The sequence below is a fragment of the Bartonella sp. AP9QHHD genome, assembly GCF_042195625.1.
Lineage (GTDB): Bacteria > Pseudomonadota > Alphaproteobacteria > Rhizobiales > Rhizobiaceae > Bartonella.
In genome coordinates this window covers 130,924-143,113 of the sequence record NZ_JBHIOP010000031.1, presented here as the reverse complement: position 1 = coordinate 143,113, position 12,190 = coordinate 130,924, and the positions used below count along the sequence as shown (strand labels likewise).

Genomic DNA, 12,190 nt, shown 5'->3' with positions numbered 1-12,190 from the left:
GGAGGGCTTAAAAAGGGTCAATCTCGCCTCTTTGTGCTCTGGACAAGAGCAAAAACCCCCACCGGTGTCATCATCAATCTTGCATCTCCTGCAACTGACAGTTTAGGCAGAGCTGGTTTTGACGGCAACGTCAACACCCATTGGTGGGAACGCTTCAGTTCAGCATTATTACTCACCGTTGTTGATAGCGTTACAACAAACCTAACCAATAAAAAGAAAGGCAATTCTAACTCAAGTGGTGGTTTCAACAGCTCTGAAGCAAGCAATATCGGAAAAGATACAGCCACCGTTGCCCTTGAAAATCAAATCAACATCCCCCCTACCCTAGAAAAATTTCAAGGCGAACTCGTCAACATCTTTGTAGCAAGAGATCTCGATTTTTCATCTGTCTATAAACTAGTCGTAAAGAGCAAAAGAAACCGCTCTACTCCCGGCTATTCCTTTTTTCATTAAGCCAATAAAGTCACATTATGCCATCAGCAAAAAATGCAGAACGAGCTTCCATCGTTTTAACAAAATTAAAGATCTTAGATGACTTCCTCAATGATGAAAATTTATTTGAAATTGTTGTCAATCGCCCTGGCGAAGTGATTGTTGAGGGTCCCAATGGTTGGCAAACCCACATCTTAAAAGAACTAACCTACAGCGAACTAGAAGGGATTGCGAAAGTTGTTGCTGCCTACACAACACAAAAAATCAGTGTAGAAAACCCCGTTCTCTCCGCAACACTGCCAAACAACGAACGCATACAAATTGTTATGCCTCCAGCAGTTGCAGCCAATACCATTAGCATGACCATTCGTAAACCTTCATCACGCACTTTTTCTCTTGAAAGTTTACATGAAAACAATCTGTTTTCTGTCGCCCAAAACACCAGTTTCACACCCACGCAACAAATGACAGAACGGTTATCCGAACTCTCTGATACAGACAAAGAGCTAACAGATCTCTTTATCGCCAAAGACTTTTGCAACTTTTTAGAAAGAGCCGTTATTACACAACAAAATATCTTAATATCGGGCAAAACCGGTTCTGGTAAAACAACCCTCTCCAAAGCTTTGATTGCAAAAATCCCTGACTATGAACGAATTCTCACCATTGAAGACACGCCAGAACTTGTCGTTCCGCACGCCAACAAAGTCCAACTTTTTTATTAAAAAGATAACCAAGGCTTAGCAAAAGCAGGCGCAAAAGAACTGCTTGAATCTGGCTTACGCATGCGCCCCGACAGAATCCTTCTACAAGAGCTGCGTGATGGTACAGCCTTTTACTACATCCGTAATGTCAATTCTGGTCACCCCGGCTCCATTACCACCGTCCACGCCTCAACAGCACTTGCAGCCTTTGAGNAGGCTTACGCATGCGCCCCGACAGAATCCTTCTACAAGAGCTGCGTGATGGTACAGCCTTTTACTATATCCGTAATGTCAACTCTGGTCACCCCGGCTCCATTACCACCGTCCACGCCTCAACAGCCCTTGCAGCCTTTGAACAAATGACCCTTTTAGTCAAAGAAAGTGACGGTGGTNCTTGCAGCCTTTGAGCAAATGACCCTTTTAGTCAAAGAAAGTGACGGTGGTGGTAATTTAGCACGCGATGATATCCGCGGCTTATTAATCTCGATGATAGATGTCATCATCCAATGCAAACGCCTTGAAGGAAAATTTCGTGTAACAGAAATTTATTACGACCCTTTCAAGCGCCGTGATGCTTTTTAAAAACTGTCGAAATCACTTAAATAAATCATTCATATCTTTCGCGAAATATACATCTTATCCTTTTTTACTCTTTTCAAAAGTTTTAAGCGTTTCCGCATTAGAAACAGACATATCAAACGGCAATCCTCTTTCATCAACAACTTTAGCTAAAGAAATTCGTATGAAATCAGACACCGTAAGTCCTAAACTTGCTAATATTTCACCGGCTTCTTTTTTCAACTTCTTATCTATATTTGCTCGAACAACATCTTTTGAATCTACGGCTACACTCATAGTAAAACTCCTTTAGTTACTTTCTTATGTGTGGATAGAATTAGTTATAATAACAAGTTTCTAATGTTCTAAATTTCTTTATCGCGAAACATCTTTTGACTTTGTTTGCGCTATCACATTTTTTAGCTCTTGTGTANAAATGACCCTTTTAGTCAAAGAAAGTGACGGTGGTGGTAATTTAGCACGCGATGATATCCGCGGCTTATTAATCTCGATGATTGATGTCATCATCCAATGCAAACGCCTCGAAGGAAAATTTCGTGTAACAGAAATCTATTACGACCCTTTCAAACGCCGTGATGCTTTTTAAAAAAAAACGCTACCCCTCACACCCTTTTTTATAAGCAAAAACTATACCAATAGAGCTTTCTTAAAAACACGATTATAAGCCGCGGATATCATCGCGTGCTAAATTACCACCATAGCTTCAAGTTCATTTTCAATGAATTGAAAGCAAAAAGAAGTAAAAATATCATCCCCATTCCCAATCACGAATGCGCCCCACAGGAAAACCAAAACGTGCCGAAAATGATATCTATAACCCTATATTTTTTCTGATTTTTTTTGACATCAACATTTGCAGGAATATAAATACCAAATTTAGTATCCGCTTCACCTTTAGCTTCAGACAAAAGCTTCACAAACACCTTTTAATATACGAGGTCCTGCTTTATGTGCCTTATCCATTATTATTCTTTTCGATATTCATCAAGGCGCAATATAAAAATTTTCTTCAACGCATTCCTCTCTGATTTTGTCAAATTACCTCAAGATGATTGACTGTAAATATCTTCGATCAACACCGGAATATTTTAACCACCAAAAAAGGGTATAACTTTATATCCCCCACTTTTACTCTTATGCTTTTAAACCTAACTTTCCTTGGCTTTCTCTCATACCTTGCATAAGACCACCAGCATCTGAATGAGTAGCAATAAAAGAAACAATATCAAATAATTATTCAGGCGATATGCCTTCTTCTTTCACAGAAGTTCAATAAGCTGCCATTTCAATCACGGTTTGCATACATCATTCAATATACGGAAACACCCATAACGATAACGCTGTAAATGAAAAGCTAATTTGAAGTGAATGATCAGAAATATCAAATATCCAAATGACAAAACAAATCTTACCTATCTTCAGCTATATCTCTTAACCCTTGTTACTTCTCTTAACCCTTGTTACTTTTCTCGAAAGTTTTAAGCGTTTTCTCATGAAGAATAGACATATCAAACGGCAATCCTCTTTCATCAACAACTTTTGTCAAAGCAATACGGATGAAATCAGACACCGTAAGTCCTAAACTTGCTAATATTTCACCGGATTTTTTTTAACGCCCTATCTATGCAGGCACATACAACATCTTTTGTCACACCCATATTAAACACCTCCTTTGATTACCTCTCTTTTACCGTATGGCTTAATAGGGCTTATACAGCATAAGGCTTTATCCTTGCCCTTACCGTATCATATCTATTGATCTTGCACGCGCTATTGCGTTGATTTTCTCCTGTTGTCTCTGTTGCAAAAACTTAACTGCCATTTGAAACTCTTTTATGCGTTCTTTATTATAAGACTGTTCTTTGGGGATTGCTTTTGATAAATCAAAACCATATTTATGAATGGCATCATGTCCAAAACGTTTATCTAAAACACTTTGTAGCTTTAAAAACTCTTGATTAACCTGCTCTGGTATCTTTGAATAACTATCACAACCAGCTTCAACATTTTTCATAAAAGTCACTGCTTCTTGTGAAAGTGACGGAACCTCAACTTTCAATCGCTCACGCTCCCGTGTAACACTATCCATATGTGTCTCATAAGAATTCTCATAAAAGGATTGAAGCAGTTTAATAGAAGAAATAGCAAGAGGAACATGATAAAGCGCTTCTTTTCGTTCTTTTCCTGTAGCCTTCAATTTATCGATAAAACGATCTGATCCACGCAGTTCGCCCGCTCTATCAGGTGCCCTATCCAAAATATCAGGAAGTTTATCGCCTTTACCTGCTAAAATCGTTTGCTCAATCCTAAACGCAGCCTCTTGTGGATCTCTATAAATAGATGCTAAATGACTGTTTAACTCCTTAAACACATCAATGTAAGATTTTTTATTTCTAAGAGCGCTTAGCACCTTCTGTTCTAGATTAGAATTATCTATATAAGCAGCAAGGTATGGCTCTCGTTCTGTTGCTTTTGCAACAACATTCAAATCATTTTGTAATTGTTCAAGTTCTTCTTTTTGACGTTTAGCAAAACTTGTCTTTTCTCTATCCCAAGGAGTTTCAATCTTCTCTTTTTGTTGTTCCAAGCACTCTTTATTAAGATAAACGCCAAAAGCAATATTTTTGCCAATACCTTGAGAAACATCATCCCTTTTATTTTCTGTAAACTTGATAAGGTTCTTATAGATGAGTGCAGATAGATATTCTGAATTACCAAAATGTGCTTCAATTGACGCACGTGTCATTTCTTGTCGCTCAATACCCTTCCAGTTGATATGATAACCAGCTTCACGAGCCAGTTGCACCATAAATTCACGCTGAGTACGCCCATTCCCCTCTCGAAACGGATGCAACGCATTCAATTCGCCCATGTAATACCCAGCCCTTTGGCTAAAGTCATAAGCGCCAAGACCACGCAGATACTGTTCTTTTGCAAGCTTTTTTGTAATCTTCGGTGCATAACTTTCAATCTGATTATAACTAGCAAACATACTATTGCCTTTGGCAATATCCACTAAACGAACTTGTCCCGCCCATTCATATATGTCGCCAAACAGTCTTCTATGAATCTCTTTCATGTAATCCAGATCAAACTTACCACCAATAGGAGTATGTACAAATTCGAAAGATTTCACATAAGAAATCGTAGATTCTACACGTTGTAGCGTGGCTTTGTCTTTAATACCAAACCGATTATACATCACACCAGTTTCAGGATCAGTATGAGGATCACCGCTCCCCTTATACTTCTCCACGTTTTACCCTCTCCATATAATCTTTGAGGATATCACTTGTTTCAAACTCTCCAATAATAACACGTTCCATTTGCTCAACGACTTTTGGATCTGGCTCTAATCCCTCTAAACGTTGGCTTGCCAATGCATTTTCAGCATAGAGGCGACGCAGCTTAATTTCCTCTTCACTCAATATATTAAAACCCTCCTTTGCTTATATTTATTATAGCCAAACAGACTATAGAAACAAGATTTTATTCCTTGTCTTACCCGCGTTACATCTTTTGACCTTGTACGCTCATACGCATGATTTAGCTCTTGTATACGTTTCTGTTGCAAAAACTTAACTGCCATTTGAAACTCTTTTATGCAATCTTGATCATGGGACTGTTGTTAAGGATTTTTTTTTGATAGATCATAATTTGTTTGCATAGCAAGCCAAGCACGTGCTGTGCTTACACCAGACATTTCAAGCCTAATAGCAAGATTAGCACTCATAGCGGCTTTTCCATTTAAAACTCTAGAAAGTGCTACACGAGATATACCAAGCTACTCTGCTGCTTCATTAACGGATAAACCAAGCTCTTTGATCACATCTTCTCGCAATAATTCACCGAGATGTGAAGGATTCTTCATCATTGTTTAGACCTGCTTTTTGATGACAATCCAGATAATCAACCATTTCCACATCTATGCTATCAAAGCGAAATATTACGCAACAATTTCCATTTACAGTAATTGACTAATAATCCTTGAAATCACCCTTTAGCAGATGTAATTAAAAGGATGGATAACTCAAATCTTTTGGCGATACATCTCCTTCAAGAGCACTTAGAATACGCTTTAATTTTTGAGCATGGGCGGTTCTAATCCCTTCAGTCGTACCAGTATTATAGAAGGCTTCAATCCTTTTATGTTTAAATCTTAAAATTGTAAATGAATATAGAGTGTACCCTTCCAAGATCCAAAAATGTTCATTATTTTTACATCACATGGCTTTTTTACTTTATAAACATTAGAATTGTCGTAAAAAAATTGATCATTCTCATCTCTTTCTCATTATTCTACTAATTATTGGAAAAGTATAAGTTCATAATTAGGAGGAGCTAAACGTAATAGGAGCGTATCATATCTCCAATTGGCAGCGGCACTTAGAAACATCAAGATGATATAACCACAATGACCATTGCTGTTTGATGTTCATGGGGCGCTGCACCCGCTGTATATCGAGTAAAAAGAATGAATAACACTAATAACCCCCTACAAACTCTGTTAAACTAATAACCGGTTTACGAATAAGTAAAAGAAAAAGGAAAATCAAAAAAAGGCATATTTTTCATATTTTACGAACTATAGAGAAATCTATACGCATTGTAGTTATTAGAATTAGACTTTTCCCTTTTTTATTTAATTTGTTCGTAGATAGAGTATCCATTACCGTTATTACATCACTAACAGAGTTAATAATCATACCTTTTGTAATTGCCAAAATCCCGCATTAAAATCAGACCTTTATTCAAAGATGATCTGATAATTTTCTCAAAAAATTCAAGATTCCTCAAGTGCAGTCCCCATGCGTACATCATGATGAATAATAATATCCATCAACTCTGTCACGACAGTGTCCAATACTTCTCGTGCATCGCCTTCAGCCATAAGGCGGATAACCGGCTCCGTTCCAGAAGCGCGGATCACCAGCCGTGCCTCTTTTCCCAACCGCTTCTCTGCTTGATCAATGGCCGCTTTGACGGGATTTTTTTTCAAGATATTTTTATTTTTAATCGTTACATTTTTTAAAATTTGCGGTACAGGTTCAAACCGTTTACACAATTGGCTCATAGGGCTTTGACTTTCCTTCATACAAGCTAAAATCTGCAATGCAGCCACCAAGCCATCACCCGTGGTACCAAAATCACTAAGCACGATATGGCCAGAAGCCTCACCACCAACATTATATCCCTTTTGGCGCATGGCATCGACAACATAACGATCTCCAACTTTTGTCCTTACAAGGTGCAACCCTTTGCTATTCAAGAAACGCTCTAGTCCAAGATTTGACATAATCGTTGTGACAACACCATTGCACCGTAATCGTCCCATTTTATGCCAATTTTCAGCAATTACAGCAATCAACTGATCTCCATCAACCGTTTGTGCTTTTTCATCCACAATGAGAACACGATCTCCATCTCCATCAAGAGCAATCCCCACATCAGCACGCACTTCATGCACTTTTCGTTTTAAAGAGCTTAAATCGGTTGATCCACATTTTTGATTAATATTGGTCCCATTGGGTTCATCATGAATAGCAAAAACCTCAGCCCCCAATTCCCATAAAGCACGGGGAGCCGCTTTATAAGCAGCCCCATTGGCACAATCCACAACAATACGCACAGTATCTAAGCGAACATCACGCGGCAAAGTTCGTTTGGCATATTCAATATAACGATAAATATCCCCCTCAACCCGTTTTGCATAACCAATTTCGGCAGAACTTGCTAAAGATTTTGAAAGATCTGTATCGATCAATTGTTCAATTTTGGCTTCCATATCATCTGAAAGTTTAAAACCATCAGGACCAAAAAGTTTAATTCCATTATCATAGAACGGATTATGAGAAGCAGAAATCATCACCCCAAGATCCGCTCGCAAAGAGCGGCAAAGCATTGCAACAGCAGGGGTTGGCACTGGACCCAATAAAAAAGCTTCCATCCCCGCAGCAGTCAATCCTGAAACCAAAGCGTTTTCCAACATATAACCAGATAATCGTGTATCCTTGCCAATCACCACACGATGAGATTGATGTTGTGAGCGAAATAAAACCCCTACAGCCATCCCCACCTTCATGGCAAAATCGGGTGTCATAGGAAATGAATTGGCTTTCCCCCGAATTCCATCTGTACCAAAATATTTTTGCACCATGCCTCTTTCCTTTAATATATAATTCTTCCCTTGGCTTTTCCTTAAACCCCTAACAAGCCCCCTTGGTACAATAGTCCCCCCGCTCCCCGTATAAAATCAGATCATTGATCTAAACCTTCATGCATTTAAACAATCAAGCCCCCTATTCACCATCTACACATCTAAACCACTCTCAAGCAATTATGTTTACACCCTTCCACATAAAAGCAATATTATCTCCTCAAAATGCTCTATACACCCCTTTAATACAACCAACGGATAATCTCACACACTTGCTAAATCCGTAAAGAAACCCAGCACCAAACCTCATACCCTACAAAATCAGCAAGGAAATCTATCGCCTAACCTCACAACCCTACCACATTAGAAAAGCAACAGTCCACCTCGCCTTGTAGCATGCTAAAGCCGTCATAATACAACGGCTTTGCTTAATTTTTTGCTTCCATATTTTTGCAAATATTACAAGAAAGGCGCAAACAAAACTTGCGCCTTTCTCAAAAAAATTAGAAGTTTTCCTAAAACATCGTCACTCAAGCGATATTAAATAATTCTTATTTTTCTTTATCATGTCCCGCAGTATTGGACTTCTTTTCAGCATTACTTTTAGAGCGGTTGACTGATTTTGTGGTGCCTTTTGTGCTTTGCGCTTTTTTCTCAGTCTCATCCGATTGCACTTCTTTAGACTGAGCCTCCTTAGGCTCAACATTACCGGATTTTGCTGTTTTTTTCCCAACAGCTGCCTCTGCTTTGCCTGCCTCGCCTTTATCTGTCTCTGCTTTATGAAGCACTGTTTTAGGGGCTGCTTCAGCGCTTTTTTCATCTACCACTGTTGTCTCTGTCTTCATTTTTCCAGTTTTTGGAACAGAAGACCCCCGTGGCGCAGCACCCTCATCTTTCTGTGTGCGTGAAGGAGGCTTTCCTGCAATAACTTCGTTAATTTCAGCTCCCGTTAAAGTCTCATATTCCAACAAACCTTGTGCCAAAGCAAACCATTCTTTTCTTTTTGTTTTCAAAATGTTTGTCGCATTTTTATAGGCATCATCAATAAGCTTACGCACTTCCATATCAATCATGCGCGCTGTTTCTTCAGAGACATTTTGTGTTCGCGCAACAGAATGACCCAAAAAGACTTCATCTTGGTTATCGCCATAAGCTACATTTCCAAGCAGATCAGAAAATCCCCACCGTGTGATCATCGCGCGAGCTAATTTCGTTGCTTGTTCAATATCAGAAGAAGCACCAGATGTGATATTTTCCTTTCCAAACTTTAATTCTTCAGCCACACGTCCACCCATCATAATGGCCAGACGAGAAATCATCCACCGATAACTCATAGAATAGCGATCGCCTTCAGGCAATTGCATCACCATTCCCAATGCTCTTCCCCTTGGAACGATTGTTGCTTTGTGGACAGGATCAGCAACCGGCACATTAAGAGCCACAATAGCATGTCCTGCTTCATGATAGGCAGTGAGTTCTTTTTCCTCTTGTGTCATAGCGGTTGAACGACGTTCCGCCCCCATCATCACCTTATCTTTGGCATCTTCGAATTCTTGCATCGTGACAACTCTTTTATTACGGCTCGCAGCCATAAGAGCAGCTTCATTGACCAGATTCATCAGGTCTGCACCGGAAAATCCTGGTGTTCCCCTTGCCAAAATTTTCAAATCAACGTTAGGCGCTAAAGGCACGTTGCGCACATGCACTTTCAAGATTTGTTCACGCCCAGAAACATCAGGGTTTGGCACAACAACTTGTCGGTCGAAACGCCCTGGTCTTAACAAAGCGGGATCAAGCACATCGGGACGGTTTGTTGCGGCAATAAGAATAATACTTTCATTGGGCTCAAACCCATCCATTTCGACAAGCAACTGGTTTAAGGTCTGTTCACGTTCATCGTTTCCACCGCCAAGACCAGCCCCCCGATGGCGTCCAACAGCATCGATTTCATCGATAAAGATAATACAAGGTGCATTTTTTTTAGCCTGTTCGAACATATCGCGCACACGGCTTGCCCCAACACCAACAAACATTTCAACAAAATCAGACCCTGAAATGGTAAAGAATGGCACATTGGCTTCACCGGCCACAGAACGTGCTAGCAAAGTTTTACCGGTTCCTGGAGGACCAACAAGCAAAACACCGCGTGGGATACGCCCCCCTAAGCGTTGAAATTTTTGTGGTTCGCGTAAAAATTCAACAATTTCTTGAAGATCTTGCTTTGCTTCTTCAACGCCAGCAACATCTTTAAAGGTAATACGTCCTTGCGCTTCATTAAGCAATCTTGCTTTCGATTTCCCAAATCCCATTGCACCGCGTGACCCATTTTGCATTTGCCGCATAAAAAAGACCCACGCCCCCACGATAATAATAACAGGTAACAAGGAAAAGAGGAGATTGAGGAAAATGCTATTTCCAGAGCTTTCAGGAATAGCTTTAACATTAACGTTTTTGCTTTCCAATTTTTGTATCAAACCTGGATCGCGAGGAGCATAGGTTGAAATAGCTCTATGTTCAATGGTTTTTCCTGTTAATTTTTGACCTTGAATGGTCACAGATTTCAACTCATTATTCTCAACTTTTTGCAAAAATTCAGAATAGGAGACTTCTCCACCACCAGAACGTTGGCTATCTCCATTAAAGAGAGAAAACGACACAATCAAAATCAATGCAATAACTCCCCAAATAAGGAGAGAGCGGTAATTGGAATTCATATTCAGCCCACTTAATCAAATATAGATTTCAAACAGTTCCCCTTAACATATAACCTTGTCAGCCCCTTGCCAAGGGATGAGAAGCTGTTTATTTTCTTTTAGAGTAATTTTCCTTTATCTTTTCACCTCAATATTAAAAAAAGGTTCCACAACATTCACCAAGGCAGCATCTTCTCGTGAGGAAAGCCAATCGAAAGGTGCCATAATTCGCTTGACGATAACATGTTTATGAACAACTGCTTGAGAAATCAACTCTGGAATATCATACCCTTTATGATTTGAGATCATCAGCAGCGATTGTAAAGAGGGAAAATGAGGCTTTTCAAGCTCAAAATCGCTATTTTTTAATAAAAATTTCAGCTGTTCTAAATTTGCGGCTCCAACCTTTATAGCCTCATATCCATGATTTGTGATATGATAGCGCCCATCCCATATAAAAGTTTTATCTGGCTCAACAATAGCCTCTTTCATATTTCGCCCTTCACGCCACAAAGAAATTCCCTGCTTGTTATATTCAATAACAGAGCCCGCATAAGTAAAACGCCGCTTTTCTGGAGAATCAAGACAGAGTTTTTGAACAAGCATGCTTAATTTCTGATTGGGGAGCAAATAAAATCCCCCTCCCATCAGCACAGCAAAGAGCCCCACCACAAAAGGAAAACTGGAATGTTTCTGTAAAAACAGCGCAGGCTTTGCTATGAAACAACGCCCATGTTGGACAGTAATATCCAGCGCTAAGATCAAATCAGCAATATTTTTGGCTTGTTGACGACGCTGCAATGCGGCTTCATTTATTTTTTGAGCAATATAAGCCAATTTTTGTGGAGAAAGAGATTGACGCACGCGCACACGTTCAAAATTGCGATCTTCATTGGTTGGATCATCAATCCATGTTTGTCCTTGTAAGCGTAAATAATTCCGTAATGTTTGGCGTTTTACACCAAGGAGTGGCCGAATCAAACGCACTTTTCTATGCAACAACGCCTCACGCGGAATACAGGATAAACCGCGCTCATAAAGGGGACCATAGTTTTTTTCGGCAATATTTTTTTTTGTTTTTCTGGTATGATCCTCATCACGTATACCCTCGGCTTCACCGCGCAAAATACCAGCAAAACCACTGGCATAAACCTCATCGCGCATGGCAACAGCTTCACTATATAAAGCACCTCTATTCTTTTGGAGACGTTGATACCGCATTTGATAGGTTTCAACCTGATCATTGAGTGTATGCCCCGTCATAATAAGTGATGCGCCTTGTTTTTGTGCTTCTTTAACCAAGAGATCATAGCGTGCAACACGCGCGCTGGAAGCAATATGCGTCTTTGGCTTTTCGCCTTCCCATCGCACAGTGATATGTTGAATATCATGGACACGACAAATTTTCGCAACAGTTTCTGCCTCACGCATCGATTCTTTACGCAATTGATGATCAACCGTGACAACAATCATTTCTGGAGGAAATACGAGTGTTTCCAAATGCTCTTTGACCAAAAACATCAAAGCCAAAGAATCACTTCCCCCTGAGACGGCAAGAATCAACTTCTGACATTGAATAAAATCCGATGTTTTAAAGAGATTTCTTGCCAGTCTAACGCACACCG

8 protein-coding genes and 4 pseudogenes are annotated in these 12,190 nt (G+C 39.7%); 4 read left to right on the top strand and 8 right to left on the bottom strand.

What is annotated here, in order from left to right; translation table 11 throughout:
* The 3 genes and pseudogenes from ACFIK4_RS02480 to ACFIK4_RS02470 form a co-directional block, all read left to right on the top strand.
* Positions 1–453 (top strand): TrbI/VirB10 family protein (locus ACFIK4_RS02480; protein WP_375674854.1); only part of this gene is annotated, 453 nt, incomplete at its 5' end.
* 17 nt (positions 454–470) lie between these two features.
* A pseudogene (virB11, locus tag ACFIK4_RS02475) lies at positions 471–1,349 on the top strand (P-type DNA transfer ATPase VirB11); the annotation flags it as partial.
* 2 nt (positions 1,350–1,351) lie between these two features.
* Positions 1,352–1,718 (top strand): annotated as a pseudogene (locus ACFIK4_RS02470) (ATPase, T2SS/T4P/T4SS family); the annotation flags it as partial.
* 54 nt (positions 1,719–1,772) lie between these two features.
* Here the strand turns inward: ACFIK4_RS02470 and ACFIK4_RS02465 are convergent.
* On the bottom strand, positions 1,773–1,991 hold the full coding sequence (locus ACFIK4_RS02465) for a type II toxin-antitoxin system RelB/DinJ family antitoxin (protein WP_012755118.1): 219 nt from the start codon (positions 1,989–1,991) through the stop codon (positions 1,773–1,775).
* Positions 1,992–2,128: 137 nt separating this feature from the next.
* Between ACFIK4_RS02465 and ACFIK4_RS02460 the strand changes: the two are divergent.
* Positions 2,129–2,301, top strand: a pseudogene (locus tag ACFIK4_RS02460) (P-type DNA transfer ATPase VirB11); the annotation flags it as partial.
* Between the two features lie 864 nt (positions 2,302–3,165).
* Here the strand turns inward: ACFIK4_RS02460 and ACFIK4_RS02455 are convergent.
* The 7 genes and pseudogenes from ACFIK4_RS02455 to tilS form a co-directional block, all read right to left on the bottom strand.
* Positions 3,166–3,285 carry a type II toxin-antitoxin system RelB/DinJ family antitoxin gene (locus ACFIK4_RS02455; RefSeq protein WP_375674852.1) on the bottom strand — a complete coding sequence of 40 codons (120 nt, stop codon included), beginning with the start codon at positions 3,283–3,285 and terminating at the stop codon, positions 3,166–3,168.
* A gap of 168 nt (positions 3,286–3,453) precedes the next feature.
* Complete coding sequence (gene vbhT, locus ACFIK4_RS02450; RefSeq protein WP_375674850.1) at positions 3,454–4,971, bottom strand: type II toxin-antitoxin system protein adenylyltransferase VbhT; 1,518 nt, start codon at positions 4,969–4,971, stop codon at positions 3,454–3,456.
* Positions 4,958–5,143, bottom strand: coding sequence for an antitoxin VbhA family protein (locus ACFIK4_RS02445; protein WP_375628016.1), 186 nt, complete (start codon positions 5,141–5,143; stop codon positions 4,958–4,960). Before ACFIK4_RS02445 ends, vbhT begins: the two co-directional genes overlap by 14 nt.
* 200 nt (positions 5,144–5,343) lie before the next feature.
* A pseudogene (locus tag ACFIK4_RS02440) lies at positions 5,344–5,589 on the bottom strand (HigA family addiction module antitoxin).
* A 909-nt stretch (positions 5,590–6,498) separates the two neighbouring features.
* Positions 6,499–7,872, bottom strand: coding sequence for a phosphoglucosamine mutase (glmM, locus tag ACFIK4_RS02435; RefSeq protein WP_375668265.1), 1,374 nt, complete (start codon positions 7,870–7,872; stop codon positions 6,499–6,501).
* Positions 7,873–8,423: 551 nt separating this feature from the next.
* Positions 8,424–10,586 (bottom strand): ATP-dependent zinc metalloprotease FtsH, encoded by a 2,163-nt coding sequence (ftsH, locus tag ACFIK4_RS02430; protein ID WP_375613212.1) that lies wholly within the window; start codon positions 10,584–10,586, stop codon positions 8,424–8,426.
* A gap of 114 nt (positions 10,587–10,700) precedes the next feature.
* Positions 10,701–12,188: a tRNA lysidine(34) synthetase TilS gene (tilS, locus tag ACFIK4_RS02425; protein ID WP_375671774.1), complete on the bottom strand. Its 1,488-nt coding sequence runs from the start codon at positions 12,186–12,188 to the stop codon at positions 10,701–10,703.
* Positions 12,189–12,190: the final 2 nt, after the last annotated feature.